The 21463-nt window shown below is 68.9% G+C and carries 19 protein-coding genes; 11 read left to right on the forward strand and 8 right to left on the reverse strand.

All coding sequences use genetic code 11. The annotated features are described in order from the left end of the window. Window positions 1-30 precede the first annotated feature (30 nt). From EV672_RS13080 to EV672_RS13115, 8 genes are all read left to right on the forward strand, one after another. The gene (locus EV672_RS13080; RefSeq protein ID WP_133609921.1) at window positions 31-1080 is read left to right on the forward strand and encodes a sulfurtransferase; all 1050 of its coding nucleotides are present in this window, start codon (window positions 31-33) and stop codon (window positions 1078-1080) included. Between the two features lie 171 nt (window positions 1081-1251). Next, window positions 1252-1755, forward strand: coding sequence for a type IV pilin protein (locus tag EV672_RS13085; protein ID WP_133609923.1), 504 nt, complete (start codon window positions 1252-1254; stop codon window positions 1753-1755). A gap of 28 nt (window positions 1756-1783) precedes the next feature. Continuing rightward, entirely contained in the window at window positions 1784-2416 is a 633-nt protein-coding gene (locus EV672_RS13090) for a GspH/FimT family pseudopilin (protein WP_133610080.1), read from the forward strand. A gap of 8 nt (window positions 2417-2424) precedes the next feature. Beyond that, window positions 2425-2841: a type IV pilus modification PilV family protein gene (locus EV672_RS13095; protein WP_133609925.1), complete on the forward strand. Its 417-nt coding sequence runs from the start codon at window positions 2425-2427 to the stop codon at window positions 2839-2841. An 11-nt stretch (window positions 2842-2852) separates the two neighbouring features. Further along, window positions 2853-4001: a PilW family protein gene (locus tag EV672_RS13100; protein ID WP_133610082.1), complete on the forward strand. Its 1149-nt coding sequence runs from the start codon at window positions 2853-2855 to the stop codon at window positions 3999-4001. Beyond that, window positions 3998-4639: a hypothetical protein gene (locus EV672_RS13105; RefSeq protein WP_133609927.1), complete on the forward strand. Its 642-nt coding sequence runs from the start codon at window positions 3998-4000 to the stop codon at window positions 4637-4639. Before EV672_RS13100 ends, EV672_RS13105 begins: the two co-directional genes overlap by 4 nt. A gap of 13 nt (window positions 4640-4652) precedes the next feature. Next, complete coding sequence (locus EV672_RS13110; RefSeq protein ID WP_133609929.1) at window positions 4653-8615, forward strand: pilus assembly protein; 3963 nt, start codon at window positions 4653-4655, stop codon at window positions 8613-8615. An 89-nt stretch (window positions 8616-8704) separates the two neighbouring features. Then, window positions 8705-9421 (forward strand): energy transducer TonB, encoded by a 717-nt coding sequence (locus tag EV672_RS13115; protein ID WP_133609931.1) that lies wholly within the window; start codon window positions 8705-8707, stop codon window positions 9419-9421. An 87-nt stretch (window positions 9422-9508) separates the two neighbouring features. Here the strand turns inward: EV672_RS13115 and glcF are convergent, their stop codons facing one another. Then, a complete protein-coding gene (gene glcF, locus EV672_RS13120) occupies window positions 9509-10819 on the reverse strand; it encodes a glycolate oxidase subunit GlcF (protein WP_133609932.1) in 1311 nt (436 codons plus the stop codon). 22 nt (window positions 10820-10841) lie between these two features. Next, the gene (gene glcE / locus EV672_RS13125) at window positions 10842-12047 is read right to left on the reverse strand and encodes a glycolate oxidase subunit GlcE (RefSeq protein ID WP_133609934.1); all 1206 of its coding nucleotides are present in this window, start codon (window positions 12045-12047) and stop codon (window positions 10842-10844) included. Between the two features lie 73 nt (window positions 12048-12120). On the opposite strand from glcE, the gene EV672_RS13130 reads away from it, so the two are divergent. Further along, window positions 12121-12966, forward strand: a complete 846-nt coding sequence (locus EV672_RS13130) for a carbon-nitrogen hydrolase family protein (RefSeq protein ID WP_133609936.1) — start codon at window positions 12121-12123, stop codon at window positions 12964-12966. A gap of 38 nt (window positions 12967-13004) precedes the next feature. On the opposite strand, the gene EV672_RS13135 is transcribed toward EV672_RS13130, so the two are convergent. The 4 genes from EV672_RS13135 to EV672_RS13150 all read right to left on the reverse strand — a co-directional run bounded on the left by EV672_RS13135 (window position 13005) and on the right by EV672_RS13150 (window position 17970). After that, entirely contained in the window at window positions 13005-13412 is a 408-nt protein-coding gene (locus EV672_RS13135) for a hypothetical protein (protein ID WP_208110772.1), read from the reverse strand. A gap of 92 nt (window positions 13413-13504) precedes the next feature. Next, window positions 13505-14875, reverse strand: coding sequence for a c-type cytochrome biogenesis protein CcsB (ccsB, locus tag EV672_RS13140; protein WP_133609938.1), 1371 nt, complete (start codon window positions 14873-14875; stop codon window positions 13505-13507). Between the two features lie 18 nt (window positions 14876-14893). After that, window positions 14894-17059, reverse strand: a complete 2166-nt coding sequence (locus EV672_RS13145) for a cytochrome c biogenesis protein ResB (RefSeq protein WP_133610084.1) — start codon at window positions 17057-17059, stop codon at window positions 14894-14896. Window positions 17060-17331: 272 nt separating this feature from the next. Then, window positions 17332-17970, reverse strand: coding sequence for a c-type cytochrome (locus EV672_RS13150; RefSeq protein WP_133609940.1), 639 nt, complete (start codon window positions 17968-17970; stop codon window positions 17332-17334). Window positions 17971-18171: 201 nt separating this feature from the next. Between EV672_RS13150 and yihA the strand changes: the two genes are divergently transcribed. After that, window positions 18172-18987, forward strand: a complete 816-nt coding sequence (gene yihA / locus EV672_RS13155) for a ribosome biogenesis GTP-binding protein YihA/YsxC (RefSeq protein WP_341770490.1) — start codon at window positions 18172-18174, stop codon at window positions 18985-18987. Window positions 18988-19147: 160 nt separating this feature from the next. Continuing rightward, window positions 19148-19702 carry an FxDxF family PEP-CTERM protein gene (locus tag EV672_RS13160; protein ID WP_166643569.1) on the forward strand — a complete coding sequence of 185 codons (555 nt, stop codon included), beginning with the start codon at window positions 19148-19150 and terminating at the stop codon, window positions 19700-19702. A 22-nt stretch (window positions 19703-19724) separates the two neighbouring features. Here the strand turns inward: EV672_RS13160 and EV672_RS13165 are convergent, their stop codons facing one another. Next, complete coding sequence (locus EV672_RS13165) at window positions 19725-20651, reverse strand: phosphoribosylaminoimidazolesuccinocarboxamide synthase (RefSeq protein WP_133609946.1); 927 nt, start codon at window positions 20649-20651, stop codon at window positions 19725-19727. Between the two features lie 101 nt (window positions 20652-20752). Continuing rightward, the gene (locus EV672_RS13170; RefSeq protein ID WP_133609948.1) at window positions 20753-21424 is read right to left on the reverse strand and encodes a glutathione S-transferase family protein; all 672 of its coding nucleotides are present in this window, start codon (window positions 21422-21424) and stop codon (window positions 20753-20755) included. Window positions 21425-21463 lie beyond the last annotated feature (39 nt).

The following is a 21463-nucleotide window of genomic DNA, read 5'->3' on the forward strand; positions in this document are numbered from 1 at the left end:
CCGAGCACCTCCGCACGGAACGCCGACACCATGAGCATCGCCGCAGCCCCCTCGCCTGCCCTGCCCGCATTGATCGACGCGGCCGAGCTGCGCGCCTTGCTGGCCGCCCCCGGCGCCGAAGACCTGCTCCTGCTGGACTGCCGCTTCAACCTGGCCGATGCCAACGCCGGCGAAGCGGCCTGGCGCGCGGGGCACATCCCCGGAGCGCTGTACGCCCACCTCGACCGCGACCTCTCCGGGCCGAAAGTCGGCCAGGGCACGCCCGCCTTCACCGGCCGCCACCCCCTGCCCTCGCCCGAGGCCCTGGCCCGCACCCTGGGCCAATGGGGCCTGCGCCCCGAGACCCGCGTGGTGGCCTACGACGACGCGGGTGGCATGTTCGCCGCGCGCGCCTGGTGGCTGCTGCGCTGGCTGGGCCACGAGCGCGTGCAGGTGCTCGATGGCGGCTGGCCGGCCTGGCTGGCCCTGGGGCCTGGGGGTGGCCCCATCGACACCACCGTGGCCACACACACGCCCGTCACAGTCACGCCCGTCACACTCACGCCCGTCACCGTCACGCCCAGCACGGTCAACCCACAGGCGCGCAACGGCTGGCTCGTGACGGCAGACGAGGTCCTCGCATCTTTGCAAACCTCGCTGCAAACCTCGTCGCAAACCGTGTCGCAAACCGTGTCGCAAACGCCACCCGGCACGCCCGGGCGCCTGCAACTGCTGGACGCCCGCGCCCCCGACCGCTTCCGCGGCGAAAACGAAACCCTGGACCCGGTGGGCGGCCACATCCCCGGCGCCTGCAACCGCTTCTTCCAGCACAACCTGCAAGACGGCCGCTTCAAGCCGGCCGAGGTGCTGCGTGACGAATTCACGGCGCTGATGGCCCAGGCCGGCGCCAGCACCAACACCCTCGTGCACCAGTGCGGCTCCGGCGTGACCGCCTGCCACAACCTGCTGGCGATGGCCCATGCCGGCTTTCCCCCCACCCGCCTGTACGCCGGCTCCTGGAGCGAGTGGTGCGCCGACCCGGCCCGCCCGGTCCAGACCACGGCGCCCGCATCGCCAACGGCCCCCAACGGTCAGCCCTGACAGACGAACGGTGGGGCCCGACGACGGGCGGCCACGCCGCGCCCTGTAACAAGACGCAAGCTGGCGCGACTGCGTGGGTTTTGTCACGCTGATCCGGCCTTCGCCCCGCTCAACGCGAACCCAGAATTTCCCGATGTGGACATCATGGATCCACAGCAAGGGGTTTCTGGCATGCAGGCACACACATCCACACCGACCGCGGGCGGTTTCCCGCTCGGCACACAGCGCAAGGTGGCGCGCGGCTTCACCCTCATCGAAGTGATGATCGTGGTGGCCATCGTCGCCATCCTGGCCTCGGTCGCCGTGCCCGCCTACACGCAGTACATCCGCCGCGGCGCCATGCAGGAGGCCTTCACCAACCTGGCCAGCCAGCGCGTGCGCCTGGAACAGTTCTACCAAGACAACCGCGCCTACGGCCCGACCGCCGCCACCACCTGCGGCAGCGCTGCCGCCAACGCCCTGGTCGTGGCCGACAGCAAGTACTTCGACTACAGCTGCACCACCAGCAACAGCGGCCAGAACTACACGATCACGGCCACGGGCAAGAGCAGCAGCACGGTCAACGGCTACGCCTACACCCTCAGCGACAGCGGCGCCAAGGGCACCACGCAGTTCGCCGGCACCACCGCCACCTCGTCGTGCTGGGCCGTCAAGTCGGCCTCGGACTGCTCCTGAGCCACAAGGACACCGAGAGGACACCGCCATGACGCACACACCGCGCGCCCCCCGCCCCGCACAACGCGGCTTCTCCATCATCGAAATCGCCGTCACCCTGGTGGTGCTGGGCATGCTGCTCGCCACCGCCGTGCCCAGCATGAGCGCCTGGGTGCGCAATGCCAAGCTGCGCAACCAGGCCGAATCCCTGCAGACGGGCTTGCAACAGGCCCGCAACGAAGCCGTGCGGCGCAACCGCCCCATCACCTTCTACATGGTGGACAACGGCACGGCCACGGCGCTGAACAACAGCTGCACGGTGTCCGCTGCTGGCGCCTCCTGGGTGGTCAGCGTGCGTGACCCGGGCGGCGCCTGTGCGGCCGCGCCGACCAACGCCAGCACGGACGCCACCAACCCGCTGATCGTCGTCAAGCGCCTCGGCACCGAAGGCAGCGCGGGCGTGTCGGTTGCTGGCCTGGCCGCCGACGGCAGCACCGCCGCCAGCAGCGTGACCTTCGACGCCCTGGGCCGCCGCTCGGGCAACCTGACGCGCCTGACGGTGAGCTACGCCTCGGCCCAATCCGAGGACCGCCCCCTGCGCGTGGACATCACCCCGGCCGGCATGGTGCGCTCCTGCGACCCGCTGATCACCAGCACCAGCGACCCGCGTCGCTGCCTGTGAGGTTCGCCATGAACAGACGCCCCCCCCGCATGCCCAGCCAGCGCGGCATGATGCTCATCGAGGTGCTGGTCTCCATCCTCATCTTCAGCATCGGCGTGCTGGCGCTGGTGGGCCTGCAAGCGCGCATGACGGCCGCCCAGTCCGATGCCAAGTACCGCGCCGACGCCAGCTACCTGGCCAACGAGGTGGTCGGGACGATGTGGGGCGACATCAGCCACGTGGCCAACTACAACGGCACGGCCTGCACGTCCAACACCCGCTGCAGCGACTGGCAAAGCAAGGTCAGCAACACCCTGCCCAACGGCAGCGGCAGCATCGTCGTGGACGCCACCACGCAGATGGTCACGGTCACCGTGACCTGGCAGCACGGCAGCGACGACCAGCACAGCTACACCACCCGCACGCGGCTGAGCGCCGCCAGCTGAAGGCCACCCCGATGCGCACCCCCCACACCCACGCCAGCGCGCATGCCCGCGCGCACACCCACGGCTTCACCCTGGTGGAGCTGATGGTCGGCATGGCCCTGGCCCTGATCACGACGGTCATCATCGCGCAGGTGGTGGTCAGCTCGGAAGGCCAGCGCCGCACGACCAGCTCGGGCTCGGACGCCCAGGTCAACGGCTCCATCGGCCTCTACACCGTCAGCCGCGACGTGCAGGGCGCAGGCTACGGCATCATCAGCCACAGCGCCGCGCTGGGCTGCCCCATCCAGGCCAAGTACGGCAGTGCCGCCACCCTGGCCTTGACGCTGGCGCCGGTCACCATCACCGTCAATGCCAACGGCGTGCCCACGCTGCGCACCTTCAGCAGCGGCCGCAGCAGCTTCTCGGTGCCCATGGTCGTCAAGGCCAACCACGCGGCGGTGGACACCAGCTTCACCGTGAACTCCAGCACCGGCGTGAGCAATGGCGACACGATGATGGCCATCCCCGGCAGCTGGAGCAGCACCAACTGGTGCACGGTGTTCCAGGTGGCGGGCTCGGGCGCCAACGTGCTGTCCAGCACCGTGGTGCCCAACGTCACCGTGACCGCGGGCTGGAACCCGGCGTCCACGGCGTCGCTGATGCCCACCACCGGCTACCCCGCCGACACCAGCTACCTGGTCAACCTGGGCAGCATCGTGCTGCGCGAATACACCGTTGCCAGCGAGGCCCTGGTCATGCGCGAACTGCAAGCCAACGGCACCTGGGGCGCCAACCAGGTGCTGGCCTCGGGCGTCGTGGCCATGCGCGTGATGTATGGCAAGGACACCAGCACCCCCAAAGACGGCGTGGTGGACCAGTACGACACCACCACCCCGACCGCCGCCGACGACTGGTCGCGCGTGCTGAGCGTGCGCATCGCCGTGGTGGCGCGCAGCGAGGTGCGGGAAAAAGATGCCGTCACCACCGCTGACCCGGGCTGGGACGTGGGCACCGCCACCACCGTGTCAGGCACCGCCGCCTGCAGCACGGGCAGCGAACGCCAGTGCCTGACCTTGACCATCCCCAAACCCAACGCGACCGACACCGAGTGGCAGCACTACCGCTACAAGGTCTATGACACCGTCGTGCCGCTGCGCAACGTGGTGTGGAGTGCCGTATGAAGCAGCAGCGCGGCCTCTCCCTCATCTTCGCCCTGCTGGCGCTGCTGGCCCTGTCACTGGGCGCCGTCGCCCTGGTGCGCTCGGTGGACAGCGGTACCACGGTGCTGGGCAACCTCGGCTTCAAGCAGGAGACCGTGGCCTCGACCGAGCGGGCCACGCAAACCGCCATCGAGTGGCTGGCCGCCAACGCCACGGCGCTCGACACCGACAACACGGCCGTCGGCTACTACGCCTCGGCCACCGACAACCTCGACGCCACCGGCCAGCTCAGCAGCAACAACAGCCGCGTGCTGGTGGACTGGAACGGCGACACCTGCGCCTACGCCAGCGGCACCGTGACCGGCAAGTGCACCCTGGCGGCCCGCACCGTGGCCTCGGCCGGCGCCACCGAGCCGGTGACGCTGCGCTACGCCATCTTCCGTTTGTGCTCGGCCACGGGCGCCCCCACCGCCACAGGCAACTCCTGCGCGGCACCGGCCAACTCGGGCGCCGGCGTGGCCAACGACAAGGGCAGCCTGGACTACAGCAAACCCGCACCGCTGACGGGCACGGCCCAAGGCACGTACTACCGCATCGTGGTGCAGGCCGTGGGTGCGCGCAGCACGTCGTCCATCACCGAGACCATCGTTCAGTTCTGATGTCGGAGGCGACATGACACATCCTTTTGCTCCCCACACGCCGCGCGCTCAGCGTGTCGCCGTGGCCGCCGCCCTGTTGCTCGCCGGCATGGCCCCGGACCAGCCGAGCTGGGCCGCCAGCACCGACATCAGCAACTCCCCGCTGATCAATGCCACCGTGTCGGTCAAGCCCAACCTGATGTTCATCCTGGACAACTCGGGCTCGATGGCCAGCGACTACCTGCCCGATGACACCGGTGACCGCGGCGCCTACAGCGTGTGGTCGTCTCATTGCAATGGCGCAGCGTTCAACCCTTCCACGGAAACCTCGCCCTACGCCCTGCCCAAAACAGCCGATGGGCGCAACTACCCCCAGCAGAAGCTGGATGCCGCGTGGCCCGATGGCTTTCAGCCGACGCTGTCATCGTCGGCCAGCGTCACCAAGTCCCTCAACACCGACACGCCCGACCCGGACGCCACCACGCCCGTCGTGCTGACGGACACCATCACGACGAATGGCGTGTCGCTGGCGGTCAATGACATGGTCGCCGTGTACGAAAGCGGCGACGACACCCACTGGATGGTCGGCAAGGTGGTGGACAAAGACCTGGTCTCCTTGTTCACCTTCCCCTACACGTACAAGTACACGATCACCTTCACCTTCTCCAGCGTCCGCAAAGGCAGCGTGTCGAACTGGGTGCTGGGCAAGCTGCGCACCACCAACCTCTCGGCCACCAACAACAGCCCGGCCACGCACTATTACTACAGCTACACGGGCACGCAGACGCCCCAGTCCTGGGCCTACGACAGCGCGGGCAACTTCGACACCACCAACACCTTCGTCAACGAATGCCTGAGCAACATCGGCTCAGGCCCCGGCAGCAGCAAGTTCAGCCAGGTGCTCATCAGCAGCCTGTCCGCGGCCGACCAGCAGCGCTACGCCAACTGGTACGCCTACTACCGCACCCGCATCCTGATGATGCGTTCGGCGGCCGGCCGCGCCATGTTCGCGCTGGACAACCGCTACCGCGTGGGCTTCACCACCATCAACAAGAGCGGCAACTTCAACACCGACTTTTTGCCCAACCTGGGCAGCTTCGCCGACATCGCCGACTTCGGCGCCGACCAGAAAACGCTGTTCTTCAGCAACCTCTACGGTGCGCCGGTCAGCGGCTCGACCCCGCTGCGCCGCGCCCTGGCCAAGGTGGGACGCTACTACGGCAACAAGCTGGCCGACTCACGCACGGGCCAAAGGCAGACCGACCCCATCCAGAACGCCTGCCAGCGCAACTACAGCATCCTGACCACCGACGGCTACTGGAACGAAGGCACCCTGCCCACGCAGCTCGATGGCAGCACCGCCGTGGGCAACCAGGACTCGGACATCAATGCCACGCCGCGCCCGCAGTACGACGACAGCACCAACTACACCGCCACCTACGTGCGCACCAGCTACCGGGCGGGCAGCACCAGCGGCTGCTCCAACGGCCGCAGCACCTACATCCCCTACACCGAACAGCGGGTGATGACGGTCACGCCCACCGGCACGACATACACCGATTGGGTGGTGCTTCAGGATCCCTCGGGTTCGACCACCAACTGCCGCTCGTCACAACCCCAGGCCAGCACGGTGGAAACCGCCAGCACCGGCGGCCCCGCCCTCAACACCCTGGCCGACGTGGCCGCCTATTACTACAACACCGACCTGCGCACCGACCTGGTCAACAGCGTGCCGTACTCGGACACCGACCCCAACCGCAAGCAGCACATGACGACCTACACGCTCGGCCTGGGCCTGAGCGGTCGGCTGCGTTACGACGTCAACTACCTCACCGGCGCCTCCAGCGACTTCAACGCCATCAAGGCGGGCACCAAGAAGTGGCCCATCCCACCGCTGGACACCTCCAGCGACCCGGCCAAGATCGACGACCTCTGGCACGCCGCCGTCAACGGCCATGGCCGCTACTTCTCCGCCGGCAGCGCGGACACCCTGGTCTCGGCGCTGAGCACGGCGCTCTCCGACATCACCGCCCGTGACGGCGCCGGCGCCTCGGCCGCATCCACCTCGCTGCGCCCGGTGCTGGGCACCGACCAGGTCTTCATCGCGTCCTACCGCACGCAGAGCTGGAACGGCGAACTGGAAGCGCGCACCATCACCGTCAACGCCGCCACCGACACGGTGTCCGTGGGCACGGAGAACAGCAACTGGAAGGCCAGCACCCTGCTGGACGGCCGCGAGTACAGCAGCCGCACCATCTACTACGCCCGCAAAGCGACCTCGGGCAGCACCACCAGCCAGAGCCTGGGCACCTTCACCTACGCCAACCTGTCGTCCGATGTGGACGGCACCCTGCTGACCGGCTACTTCAACAACTACTGCAGCCAGTCGCCCCGGCCCACGCAGTGCTCGGCGCTGACCTCCACGCAACAGACCAACGCCTCGGGCGCGGCCCTGGTGAACTTCATCCGCGGCGACCGCAGCAACGAAGGCACGCTTTACCGCAGCCGCCGCAGCGTGCTGGGCGACATGGTGGACGCCTCGCCCGTGTACGTGGGCAAGCCGCCCTTCTCGTACACCACCCACGACTACCCCACCTACCAGACCAACAACGCCAGCCGCTGCCCCATCGTCTATGCCGCGGCCAACGACGGCATGCTGCACGCCTTCTCGGCCAAGTCCAGCAGCAGCGCGACGTCCTGCCCCACGGCCGGCAGCGAGGTGTGGGCGTACATACCCCGCGCGGTGATGCCCAAGCTTTACATGCTGGGCGACAGCGACTACGCCAACCAGCACCGCTTCAGCGTCAACGCCACCCCCGTGGTCGCCGACATCTCGCAGGAAACCGATGGCGCCCATGTGTGGCGGACCATGCTGGTGGGCGGCCTGGGTGCCGGCGGCAAGGCCTACTACGCGCTGGACGTGAGCTCGCCGAGCAGCCCGACCCTGATGTGGGAGTTCACCGACGCCGACCTGGGCCTCACCTACGGCAACCCCGTCGTCACCCAGCTGCCGGACAGCACCGGTGCGATGGTCTGGGCCGTGGTCTTCACCTCCGGCATCAACAACAGCGGCAACGGCTACCTGTACGTGCTGAACGCCCACACCGGCACCGTGATGCACAAGGTGCCCACGCTGGTGAACAACGCGGCGGTGGGCTCGTCGGGCAGCCCCAGCGGCCTGAGCAAGCTCAACGCCTGGATCTCGACGCCGTCGGACAACGAGGCCGTGCGCTTCTACGCCGGCGACCTGCTGGGCAACCTGTGGCGCTTCGACGCCAACAACCTCGCCGCACCCGCAGGCACCACCGCCGACACCCGCGCCGTGCGCCTGGCCCAGTTCGTCAAGGACGGCACGGCCCAGCCCATCACGGTCAGGCCCGAACTGGCCGAGGTGCGCTACGGCGGCTACAACTACCCGGTGGTGCTGGTCGGCACGGGCCGCTACCTGGGCGCCACCGACGCCATGGACACCACCACGCCCGCGTCCATCTACGCCGTCAAGGACCCGCTGACCTCCACCGGCTGGAGCAACATCCGCAGCAGCATGGTCGCCCAGACCCTGACCACCTCCGGCAACAACCGCACCGTCACCAAGAACGCGGTGGACTGGAGCAGCAGCACCGTGGCCGGCTGGTACATCGACCTGCCCGATGCCGGCGAGCGCGTGGCGGTGGGCATGAGCCTGGCCTACACCACGCTGACCGTGGCCAGCATCGTGCCGGCCACCGACGTGTGCAGCGGCTCGGGCTACTCGTGGCTCTATGACCTGGACATCGCGACCGGCTCCTATGTGCTGGAACAGGCCAGCACACAGCTGGCTGGCTACAAGCGCTCGGTGGCCACCATGGGCATCAACACGCTGCAGTTCCAGGGCCGCTCCAAGTCGGGCCAGATCATCACCAACGCCGATGGCTCCACCGAGGTGCGTGACCACGTCAAGGCCCCGACGTCCACCGGCACCATGCGCCGCACCTCCTGGCGCGAACTGACGCAGTGAGCGCCATGCACGGCACCGCGCCCCTCCTGACGCCGCCAGGGCCCCTCGGCCCCCCGGGCGGGTCACGCCGGTCACGCCGATCAGGGCGCGTGGGCTGGTGCGTGCTGGCGGCGCTGGGCTTGCATGCCGCCTTGGGGCTGGGGCTGTTCCTGCGCACACAGGCCTTGGTGCCGGGCCACAGCGCGGCGGTGTCGGGCGGTCACGCGCACACGGCCATGCACGTGCGTTGGGCCTTGTCGGCCCCCACCCGGGTCTCGGCAGTCTCGGCGGAGCAGCCCATGTCCGACGCGGCAGCGCCGGCCGACACCTCGGAAGCCATCACCGCAGAGGCCATCACCGCCAGCGAGCCAGCAGGCCCGGCCGTGGAGACGCCTGTGTCAGACGCCGCAGCCTCGTCCCAGGCCCCCACCTCCGCCGACAGCGCCGCCACCTTCACCGGCTACGCCCGCCGCGACATGCTCGACCGCCCGCCGCAGGCCCTGGGCATCGTCCAGATCGGCTACCCGGCTGGCGTCGAGCCTGGCCGCGTCCGCACGGGCCGCCTGACCCTGTTCATCGACGAGGCCGGTGCCGTGCGCAAGGTGATGGTGGCGACGCCACAGAACGCCGAAGACGCCCTGCCCGCGCCCTTCGTCGAAGCCGCCCGCGAAGCCTTCCTGCAAGCCCGCTTTGCCCCCGGCGAACGCCAGGGCATGCCGGTGAAATCGCGCATCGACGTCGAAGTCAGCTTCGATGGCCGCGAGACCGAGCCGGTCGATACCGCCCAGCAGCCGAACGCCCCCGCCGGCACCGACCGCGCGGTTTGACAGACCCGGACGCCCCGAGCGTTGAGCTCGGTGCATGCGGTTCGGAGCTCCGCGCGCGCACCGAGCAACAGCCCCTCGGACCCGTGATCAGCGCGACAGCGCCTCGTCCAGCAGCTCGATCCAGTGCTTGACCGGCGTGTCCGTGCCCGATTGCAGGTGGGTGATGCAGCCGATGTTGGCGCTGGCGATCACCTGCGGGCCGGAGGCCGCACTTTCTGCCCCGCTTCCTGTCCCATTTGCGGGCTGCAGCGCCTGGAGCTTGAGGTCGCGCAACTGCCGCGACATCTCCGGCTGCAGCACGCTGTACGCCCCACCGGCGCCGCAGCACTGGTGGCTGTCCTGGCGGGCCAGGCGCACCTCGAAGCCCAGCTCGCGCAAGCTGGTTTCGATCGGGCCCGGCTTGGCGGCACTGCTCAGGCGCTGGGCGTGGCTGAGGCTGCACGGCGGGTGGAAGGTGAAGCCGCCCAGCGCGCCGGCCGCGGCCTGGCGGCCCAGCTTGCGCTTGAGCACGGGCAACCAGGCCGGCAGCATCTCGCCCGGGTCGCGCACCAGGGCGACGAGGCGCTTGGCCTTGTCGGCATAGGCCGGGTCGTCGGCCAGCAGGCTGTCGTAATCCTTGACCCAGGCGCCGCAGCCCGAGGCATTGACCAGCACCGCCTCCACCGGCGTGGCCGACACGATGTACGGCCACCACGCGTCGATGTTGCGGCGCGCGCGCACCTTGGCCCCATCGACATCGCCCATGTGGCCCTGCACGGCCCCGCAGCAACCGGACGATGCGGCCACTTCGGCGCGGATGCCCAGCGCATCGAGCACGCGCGCCGTGGCCGCGTCGATGTGCGGGCGCAAGCCCGGCTGCACGCAGCCCTTGAGCATCAGCACACGCCGGGCATGCAGGCTTTGGCGCGCATCGGGCCAGGCGGGCGGCGCGAGGGGCGAACGCGCCGGCACCTGCGCGCGCAAGGCCTCGGGCAAGAGCCCGCGCACGGCCTGGCCCACGCGCAAGGCCGGGGTGAACAGCGGCGATGGCATCAGGGTGCGCAGGCCCCAGCGCAGCAGGCGCTCGCGCCAGGGGCGGGCCACGGCGGCGTCCACCACCGGCTGGCCCACCGCGAGGAGCTCGTGGTAGGGCACGCCGGAGGGGCAGGTGCTTTCGCAGTGGCGGCAACCGATGCAGCGGTCCAGGTGCTGCTGCGTGGTGCGCGTGGGCGCCTGGCCCTCGAACACCTGCTTCATCAGGTAGATGCGGCCGCGCGGGCCGTCCAGCTCGTTGCCGGTCAGGCGGTAGGTCGGGCAGGTGGCGTTGCAAAAGCCGCAGTGCACGCACTGGCGCAGCACGGCCTGGGCCTGCTGGCCGGCGGGGGTGGACTGGTGCTCGGGTGAGAGGCGGGTCTGCATGGGTGAGTCCGTGGGCGCCAACTCAGGCGGAAAGGGGCAGGAGGCGACCGGTGGCGAACACGCCCTGCGGGTCGAAGGCCCGCTGCACTTGCCGGTGCAGGCGCAGCAGCACCGGCGACAAGGCGGCCTCGTCCACGCAAGGCAGGGGCTGGGCGCTGCACACCGCCTGGGCATGGCCGCCCACGCGCGCCGCCAGGGCGTGCACGGCCGCCGCCGGCGCAGGCGTGCACACCCAGCGCTGGCCGCCGAACCACTCGATGAGCTGCTCGCCGTGCACCTCCAGCGGCGCGGTGGTGGGCGGCACCGAGAGGCGCCACAGCGCGACCCCCTGGCCGCCCGCCTGGGCCACGGCCTGGCGCGCACGCTGGAAGAATTCGTCGCTCTGGTCGCGCATGCCTTGCCAGAAAGCGTCGGCCACAGGCGGCGCCAGCAGCTCGCCACGGCGCTCGCGGTACAGGCGCTGCACCGCGCTGGCCACGGCCGCGCGCGCGCCCCGCAGGCGCAGCACGAGCAGGCCGTCCCACCAGGCGGAGGCGTCCAGCGGCAAGGGCTGGGCCGCCCATTGGTTGACCTGGGCCAGGGCCTCGGCCTGGGGCATCTCGAAGCGCATGGTGGCCGACACCACCGGCTGCGGCATCACCTTGAGCGTGACCTCCAGCAGCAGGCCCAGCGTGCCCATGGAGCCCGCCATCAGACGAGAAAGGTCGAAGCCCGCCACGTTCTTCATCACCGCACCGCCAAAGCGCATCACCTCGGCGCGGCCGTTCATCAACGTGCAGCCCAGCACGTGGTCGCGCACGGCGCCGCGGCTGACCCGGCCCGGCCCGCTCAGGCCGCTGGCCACCACGCCACCGAGGGTGGCCGCGCCAGCCCCTGCGCCGCTGCCATCGGCATGGAAGGCAAAACGCGGCGGCTCGAAAGCCAGGTGCTGCCCACGCTCGGCCAGCGCGGTTTCGACCTCGGCCAGCGGCGTGCCGGCACGGGCCCGGATCACCAGTTCGCTGGGCTCGTAGGCCACGATGCCCTGGCAGTCGCGGGTGTCGAGCAGCTCGCCGCGGGTGGTGTCACCCAGGTGGTCCTTGCTGCCGCCGCCGCGCACGCGCAGGCAGGCCCCGCGCGCGGCGGCATCGTGCACACGCTCGGCCCACTCACGCCAAACGGCAGGGTCGGCTGGCGCGATGGGTTCTGACAACAGCGCGCCTTGCGCCGGGGGATCGAGTTCGGCCATGATGTGCCCAAGCATACGGCAAGGCCGGCTGCCCACGCCCCTGTCGGGATCCCTCATCAGCCCAGACCACCCCATGAAAGTTGCAGCCGTGCAGATGGTGTCCACCCCCCGCGTGGACGAGAACTTCGAGGTGGCGCGCGGCCTGATCGCCGAGGCCGCCGCCGCGGGCGCCGAGCTCGTCGCCCTGCCCGAGTACTTCTGCCTGATGGGCCAGCACGACAGCGACAAGCTCGCCATCGCCGAGCCCCTCGCCGACGCGCTCATCCCCGGCACCCACAGCACGCCGATGCAGCACGTGCTGTCCGAGACCGCCCGCGAACACGGCATCTGGCTGATCGGCGGCACCTTGCCCATCCGCGGGCCCGGCTCGGACAAGGTCTTCAACACCACCCTGGTCTATGGCCCCGACGGCGCCCGCGTGGCGCGCTACGACAAGGTCCACCTCTTCTGTTTCGACGATGGCCAGCGCCGCTACGACGAGGCCGCCACACTGCGCCCGGGCAGCGCGCCTGTGGCCTTCGACCTCACCGACCGATCAGGCCAGGCCTGGCGCGTGGGCCTGAGCGTCTGCTACGACCTGCGCTTCCCCGAGCTGTTCCGCCAGCTCGGCGCCCAGCAGCCGCTGGACCTCATCGTTCTGCCCGCGGCCTTCACCGACACCACGGGCCGCGCCCACTGGGAATTGCTGCTGCGCGCCCGCGCCGTGGAGAACCTCTGCCACGTGCTGGCGCCCGCGCAAGGCGGTTTGCATGAGAACGGTCGCCGCACCTTCGGCCATTCGCTGGCCGTGGGGCCCTGGGGCGAGGTGATGGCCTGCCGTCGCGAAGATGGCAGCGGCGTGGTGCTGGCCGAGCTGGGCAAGGCGCGCCAGACGCAGGTGCGCACCCAGTTGCCGGCCTTGGCGCACCGGGTGTTCTGAGGGCGTTGGGCGCCTGGGTGGCGCTCAGTTGGGGTCGCTCAGACCTTGAAGTCGCTGTTGGCCCAGTCGAAGGGCACCAGGTCGGACATGGCCCCCGTGGCCGAGTCCTCGCCCATGCTGGCCGGGCTCTGTGCCTGCTGACCGGCGTACAGGTTCAGCGCGTGGGACTGCAGGTTGTCGCGGAAGTGCTTGCGTTCGAACAGCTTGACCTGCGCTTCCAGCGGCAGGTCGGTGATGCGGAACACATTGCGCCGCAGGAGCACGTCGATCAAATCCTCCAGCACCCGGACCAGGTCGGCGTCCATGGCCGCGAACGATTTGCCGTCCGTGCCGGTCAGGAAGGCCTGCACATCGGGATGGCTCAGCGGCAGCAGGTCGGAGCCCGGCACCGGCTCGCGGTGCAGACTGACGATGCTTCCCTTGGTGTCACGAACGACGTAGCGCATGGCTTGGACCCGACAAAACATTCCTGAGTCGGTTATCGGCCATGCAGGCGCCTTCTTGAACGGGAAAAGGGCGGTGGAGGCCGCCCTTTTCGTCACAGCTGCCCGTACGAGTGCAGCCCCGACAGGAACATGTTGACGCCCAGGAAGGCGAACGACGTCACCAGCAAACCGCCCAGCGCCCACCAGGCGGCGAACTCACCGCGCAGGCCCTTCATCAGGCGCATGTGCAGCCAGGCCGCGTAGTTCAGCCAGACGATCAGCGCCCAGGTCTCCTTCGGGTCCCAGCTCCAGTAGCCGCCCCAGGCCTCGGCCGCCCAGAAAGCGCCCAGGATGGTGGCGATGGTGAAGAAGGCAAAGCCCACGGCGATGGCCTTGTACATCACGTCGTCCAGCACCTCGAAATCGGGCAGCTGGGCCGCGATCTTGCGGCGCGCCGCGATGATGCCCGCGACGATCAGCGCCGACACCCCGAAGTAAATGGCCCAGTAGGTGCCCACCATCTGCTCGGCGCCCGGCTTGGCGCGGAACACGATGGGCTCGAAGCACAGCACCACGCCGACCAGCCACAGCGGCGCCAGCTTCCACCACTGCGTTTCACCGGCGCGCAGCTTGATCAGGTAGGCAAACGCCACCATGGCCGACATCGCGAACGTGCCGTAACCGATGAAGTTGGCCGGCACGTGCAGCTTCATCCACCAGCTTTGCAAAGCCGGCACGAGCGGCTGGATTTCGCTGGCGCCACGCACCACGGCGTACCACAGCAGGAAGCCCACGGCAGCGCTCACCACCAGCATCACGAAGGCGCCCAAGGAGCCCAGCGACTGGCCCATCTTCTCGAAACGGTCTTCGTAGTACAGCCAGAAGGCCGTGGTCAGCCAGGCGAACAGCACGAAGACTTCGTAGAGGTTGCTCACCGGGATGTGGCCGATGTCGGGCGCGATCTGGTGGCTCTCGAACCAGCGCACCAGCGTCCCCGTGACGGCCATGAAAACGCCCGCCCAGGCGATGCGCGAACCCAGCCTGGTGCCCGTGGCACTGCGCGACAGCAGCCCGATCCAGTAAAACACCGTGCTCATGAAGAAGAGCACGCTCATCCACAAAATGGCACTCTGGCTGGAGAGGAAATACTTCAGCCAGAAAATCTGCTCGCCTTGGGCCAGGTCGGCGCCCCAGTCGTCCGTGGTGCGCAGGTACAGGGCGGCCGCGCCCCAGGTGGCCAGGCCGCTGGCCAGCAGCAGCAGGCGCACCGGGCGCCAGAACCAGCCCATGGCGATGACGCTGGGCGCCGCCGCCAGCAAAATGGCCTGCTCATAGACGTCCATGGCGTCGCCGAAACGCCAGAAGGCCCAGCCCGTCAGCGCCAGCACCACGACGGCGAACAGCCAGTCGCTGGGCGGACGCTTCAGGTCGGTGAGGCCGGTGGGCAGGTCGTCGGCGACACCCACCGAAGGGGAAGTGCTCATGTCGTGGGTCCTTGAAACTCAGGGCGAAGCTGCGGCTGTGGTGCCCAGCAAAGTGCGCTGCAAACGCTCGAACTCGCGGTCGGTGTCCAGCGTCTGGCGGGTGGACGACAGCGCCATCTTCACGCGGGTGGCGCCAGCGCCATCCTCCTGCAACCACACCCACAGACGCCGCTCGCGGATGTAGAGCATGGCAAACACGCCGACGATCAGCAGCACGCAGCCCAGATAGACCACATTGCGCCCCGGGGTTCGCGTCACCTGGAAAACGCTGGCCTGCTTGGGCACGAAACCTTCCAGCACCAGCACCATGGGCACCGGGTAGAACATCGCGTCCGACAGCGACAGCACCGAGGCCGTCATGAAGCGACGCGCCTCGTCCTGCTCGGGCGACAGCGGCGCCACGCCCGCGCGTTCGCGGCTGAGGTTGAGCAGCTCGAACAGCGCGCCATTGAGGATGCGCACCAGCGTGGCCGAGGTGCGTTCGCGCTGCTCGGCGGGCACGGCCTGCTCGATGAAATCCGACAGCGCCGGCAAGCCGCCCACCAGGGGCTGACTTGGCTGGCCCGGCTTGGCCGGCGTGGCGCGTATGGCGCCAGCGAACAGGTCCAGCGCCCGTTGCGCCGAGCCCCCCAGCTGCGCCTGCAACTCGGCGCGGTCGGCCGGCGCGGCCATGCGGCCGAAACGCTGGGCCGCCTCGGCGCGCATGGCGCCGTCGTTCAAGGCCTGGCGCAGGCGCAACCAACCTTGCACGCCCATGTCCTCGTCGGCTGGCACGCGCAGGTAGCGGAAGCCTTCGGCCGGCGTGTCGCGCACCCCGAACAGGAAGACCTGCTGCCCGTCGAGCTTCACCGGCGCCATGTAGTTCTGGTACTCACGCGCCTGGCCGGCGGCATCGCGCAGCTTGTAGATGACGGACGGCCCGATGTTGACCAACTGCTTGTTGCCCGCCGGCTTGGCGCCCGAGCCCAGGTGCTTGCTCAGCTCGGCCAGGTTCACGCCGCGGACGTCGTTGCTTCCTGCAGATGCGGTGCCATCGGCCGCGGACGACTTCTGCGCCTGCGCCACGTCCTCGACGTTGATGACGCGCAGCCCGGTCACCTCCAGCTGCAGATCGCCCGCGGGCGCAGACAGCATCTGCGGTGCCCCGCCGACCACGGCAGCCACGCTGCTGGCGCTCTGTGCAGCCTGCGTGGCTTGCCCGGCACGCGCGACCTGGGCCGTGCCCAGGTCCAGGCGCAAGGGCTTGAGCTGCACCGACGAGCCGCCATCTTCGAAGCTGGACTGGAAGATCGTCACGCCGTCATAAACCACCGGGTGGTTGACCTCGACCGTGAAGGCCTTGTCCACGCCCTTGCGCGCATCGTGGATGACGATGTCGCTGGCGAAGCGCTTGGGCATGCCGGTGGCGTAGTACTCCACCGAGAACTTCTTGAGCTCGACCTCGAAAGGCAGCGGCTGCACCAGCATGCCCTCGTTCAGGTTCACCACGGCCGCGTTGCTGCGCGCGCCTTCGGGCACGAACAACTGCGCGCGGTAAGCCGGGTTGCCCTCGCCCAGGCGGCCGCGCTCCGGCTCGGTCATGCCGCCCTTGAAGGGCTGCAGCTTCTGCGCCCACACCTGGGCATTGACGATCAGGTCACCGTCGAACAAACCGCCCAGGCAGATCAGCACGATGGCGCTGTGCGCCGCGATGTAGCCCAGCTTGTTGGCCGCACCCAGGCGCGCACCGATCATCACGCCCTCGCCGATGGCCGCCGTGCCCGAGGCACCGTCCTGGGCGGCGGCCTCGCGGCGCTGCGTCTTCACCGACCAGCCCTGCTGCGCCAGCGTGCGCAGCACCGCAGCTTGCGCCTCGCCCAAGGGTTGCGTCAGCACGCCGGTGGCGCGGTGGCGGAAGGCCTGCAGGGCCTGTTCGCGGATGTGCTCCTTGTGCGTGCGCCAGTCGGCCAGGATCTTGGGCGTGTTCCGCGCAATGCACAGGCTGGTGGACACCACCAGGAAGGCCAGGATGGTGAGGAACCAGCCCGAGCTGTAGATGCGGTACAGGCCCAAAGCGCCGAACACCTCGGCCCAGAACGGCCCGAACTGGTCCACGTAATTGACCAGCGGCTCGCCCTGCTTGACCACCGTGCCGATGGCCGAGGCGATGCAGATCACCGTCAGCAGCGCGATCGCAAAGCGCATCGACGCCAGCACGTCCAGCACCTGGCGGCGCACGCTGTGTGCAGCAGGGGTGACGGGAGGGGTCCCGGGGGGAGTCTGTGGCAGGGCCGCGGTGCGCATGTCGGTGATTGTCCGTGGAAGCCTCAAGGGGCCGCGGCGCCATCCCGCGCCATGCCGACCTCAAGCGACAGCCCAGGAAGGACAAAAGCGGGTCAGCCCGGAGAGGGCCGCCCGCTTGTGGGTCCGGAGCTGCGGTGGATGCGGGTGACGCGGCTGACGCGGCTGAGCGGGGCTCAGCGCAGGCCGGCCACGTAATCGGCCAGGGCCTCGATTTCCTTGTCGCTCAGGTTCGCGGCAATCGCCGACATCTGGGCGCTGTTGTTGCGCTCACCCTGGCGGAAGGTCGTCAGCTGCGTCTTGGTGTAGTCGGCGTGCTGGCCGGCCAGGCGCGGATACTGCGCCGGGATGCCCGCGCCGTTCGGGCTGTGGCAGGCCGCGCAAGCAGGCACACCCTTCTTGGCGATGCCGCCGCGGAAGATGCGCTCGCCCACGGCGACGAGGTCCTTGTTCTTGGCCGTGCCATCCTTGGCTTTCTTCGACGCGTAGAAGGCGGCGATGTTGCGCATGTCGTCGGGCGACAGCGCAGCGGCCATGCCGTTCATGACGCTGTTCTTGCGCTTGCCTTCCTTGAACTCGGTCAATTGCTTGACCAGGTACTCAGGGTGCTGGCCCTGCAAGATGGGGAAGGTTGGCAGGCCACGCGAGCCGTCGGACGTGTGGCAGGCAGCGCACACGGCGGCAGCCTTGGCCTCGCCAGCTGCCAGGTCCGGCTTGGTCGCCTTGGCGCCAGATGCCTGGGCAGCACCCGACAGAGACAGGGCCACCGAGGCGACGGCGATCAGGTGAGCGGTCAGTTGAGAAAAGCGCTTCATGACGTTGCGGATGAGTCCGGGCTCTGGTTGGTTTGGCGATGAAACCCAGAGATTTTACAATGTCCCATGACCCGTTCGACGCCATCTCGCCCCAAGGCGAGCACAAACCCCGGCCCCAAGCGCCGCCCGCGACCCGCGACACCTGCTGGACAGGCTGGACAACCCGCACAGAAAGCCCCGCTCAAGGCCCCCAAAAGCCCGGTGAAAGAGGCCGCGAAACAGGCCGAACTCGACGTCGGCAAGCTCGCCCTGAACTGGGCCCACTCGGCGCGCTTCTTCACCACCGCCGCCCAACTGCACCAGTTGCCGGCCAGCGAATTGCCCGAGGTGGCCTTTGTGGGGCGCTCCAACGCGGGCAAATCCACCGCCATCAACACCCTGGCGCAGCAACGCCAGCTGGCCTATGCGTCCAAGACGCCTGGGCGCACCCAGCACATCAACCTCTTCCACCTGGGCGCCAAGGCCGCCCCTGACCAGGTCTGGACCGACCTGCCCGGCTACGGCTACGCCGCCGTGGAGCGCACCGCCAAGCTGCGCTGGCAGGAAGTCATGGCCGAGTACCTGGCCTGGCGCCGCAACCTGTGCGCCGTGGTGCAGATGGTGGACTCGCGCCACGGCTTCACCGAACTCGACCGCACCCTGCTGGAGTTCGTCGCGCCGCGCGTGCGCAACGGCGAAGTGCGCCTGCTGGTGCTGCTGACCAAGGCCGACAAGCTCAACCGCAAAGAGCAGGCCGAGTCCCTGCGCGGTGCCCAGGCCGTGCTGGCCGAGCTCGCCACCGACGAAGCCGACATCGGCGTGGCGCTGTTTTCCTCGCTGAACAAGACGGGCATCGGCGATGTGAGCAACATCCTGCACAGCTGGGCCTTGCCTGCGGAACAAGCCGAGGCCCTGGCCGCTGCGGCCCTGGCGGCCGCCGAAGCTGCGGCAGAAGCCGATGCCACAGGGGCTGCAGGCATCGATTTGGACAACCCACCCCCGGTTCACGGGGAAGACGGCGCCGATCAGCCCATGTGACAGGCTGTCACGTGATCCGTTCAGACGGATCAACCCTGCGTGACGCTCTGGTAATGGTGGAGACGCGTCATGTGATCTGCCTAGAATGAATTCGAGACGGATCCGTGACGTTGTTCACAATCCATGGCCACTTGGCCCAGATTCACACAGGGGAATTCACATGAGCTTCAAACAACTTGGCGCGTTCGGCGTGGCTGCCGGCATCGCCATGACACTCGGTTCGTCCGCCTGGGCGGCGACCACTTCGGTGTCCATCACCTTTTCGACCCCGCTGAACACGCTGCCCTCGGCCAGCGTGCAACTGCCTGAGCCCAACGTCGCGCGGACGGTTCAGGCGCGCGACACCTTCATCGACACCTACTTCTTCAGCCTCACCGAGACCAGCGATGTGTTCGGCGGCGTGAGCTCGCCGCTGGCCTTCTTCAAGGGCTTGACGGTGAAGGGCCTGGCGTTTGACAGCATCACGCTGGTCGCCGTGGGTGCTGTGGGCGGGGCCTCCAGTGCCTCCAGCAGCGCCTTGCCCTCCTTCACCTTCGAGGGCCTGACGGCTGGCAACTACCAACTCACCATCGCCGGCCACGCCATTGGCAGCCAGGGCGGCAGCTACATCGGCGAGTTGGCCGCCATGCCGGCCGTGCCCGAGCCCGGCAGCATCGCGCTCGTCTTGTCGGGCCTGGCCCTGGTGGGCGCCATCGCCCGCCGTCAGAAGGCCTGAGCCCCCCGGGAACCGCGCCGGCTCAGGCCTGGCCCGTCAAGCGGGTCAGCGCTTCCTGGTACTTGGCCGCGGTTTTGGCGATCACCTCCTGCGGCAAGGCCGGCGAAGGCGCGGTCTTGTCCCAGGGCTGGCCGTTGACGGTGGCCTGCTCCAGCCAGTCGCGCACGAACTGCTTGTCGTAGCTGGGCGGGTTCTGGCCCGCAGCGAACGCGGCTTCGTAACCCTCGATGGGCCAGAAGCGCGAGGAATCCGGCGTCAGCACCTCGTCCATCACGGTCAGGGTGCCGTGCGCGTCGAGGCCGAACTCGAACTTGGTGTCGGCGATGATGATGCCCTTGGTCAGCGCGAAGTCCGCCGCCTTTTTGTACAGGGCGATGGCCAGGTCGCGCACCTTGGCGGCCATGTCGGCGCCGATGATCTCGGCCATCTTGTCGTAGCTGATGTTCTCGTCATGGTCGCCCACGTCGGCCTTGGTGGCGGGCGTGAAGATGGGCTCGGGCAGCTTGCTGGCGTTCTTCAGGCCGGCGGGCAGCTTGACGCCGCAGACCTCGCCGTTGTCCTGGTATTCCTTCCAGCCGGAGCCCGCCAGGTAGCCGCGCACCACGGCCTCCACCGGCAGGGGCTTGAGCTTCTTGACCAGCATGGCGCGGCCTTCGACCTGGGCGCGCTCGGCCGCGGTCACGGCGCTGACGGGGTCGTCACCCGTGAGGTGGTTGGGCGCCACGTCTTTCAGCAGCTCGAACCAGAACAGCGCCATCTTCGTGAGCAGCGCGCCCTTGCCGGGGATGGGCTCGCCCATGATGACGTCGAAGGCGCTGATGCGGTCGGAAGCCACCATCAGGATGCGGTCGTTGCCGACGGCATAGTTGTCGCGCACCTTGCCGCGGGCCAGCAGCGGCAGGGAGGTGATGGCGGAGGTGTGCAGGGCCGCAGGTGTGGCAGAGGTCATGGCAGGCGGGGCGCTTCTGAGGCGCCGAGGTCGGTCTTCAGTCCGCCATTATCCCGCGTTGGCAGGGCTTGTGCTTGTGTTCGCGGGCCCGCAAGTTGTCCTCAGGGCACGAGCTTTTCAGCGCGCGCGGCGGCCATCGAGCGCGCCTGGTCGGCCTTGCGGTCGGCGGCGATCTTCTGCGCTGCGGGGCGCTGCTCGATGAGGCCCACGTAGGCCTTCCAGTCGATGCCCGCTGCGGCCACGAGGTCCTCGCCGATCACCAGCTTGGACGCCATGGCGGCCAGTGGCAGGCTGACGTACACGGCGCAATCGGCCTGGGTGAAGGTGTCACCTGCGGCATAAGGGGCGAAACGGGCCAGTTCCTTGAACGCGGCGATGTGCTTGGTGAGCTGGGCCTTGACCCGCTCGATGTCTTCCGGCGTGAGCTTGCCGCCGAAGAAAGCCTGCTTGTAGAGCTGGCGGGCGCAGAGCTCGACGTGCAGGTCGCAGTAGGTGATGAGCTCGCGCACCTTGGCCGCCTGCCAGGGGTCGGACGGCATCAGGGCGGGCGTGGGGAAGCGCACTTCCAGGTAGTCGGCGATGGCCTGGCTTTCGCTCAGGAAGCCGTGCTCGGTCTCGATGAAGGGCACCTTGCCCAGCGGCGATTTGCCGTCTTCGCTGGCGGCGGCGCCCGGGCGCACCGGCACTTCCTCGAAGTCCACGCCCTTCTCCAGCAGGATGAACTTGACCTTGTTGTGGTAGTTGGACAGCGAGAAACCGAAGAGCTTGATCACGGGTGCGTCTCCATGTGCGGCCGATCTTGGCCGCCCGAA

Source organism: Aquabacterium commune (assembly GCF_004362855.1).
GTDB classification, from domain to species: Bacteria; Pseudomonadota; Gammaproteobacteria; order Burkholderiales; family Burkholderiaceae_C; genus Aquabacterium; species Aquabacterium commune.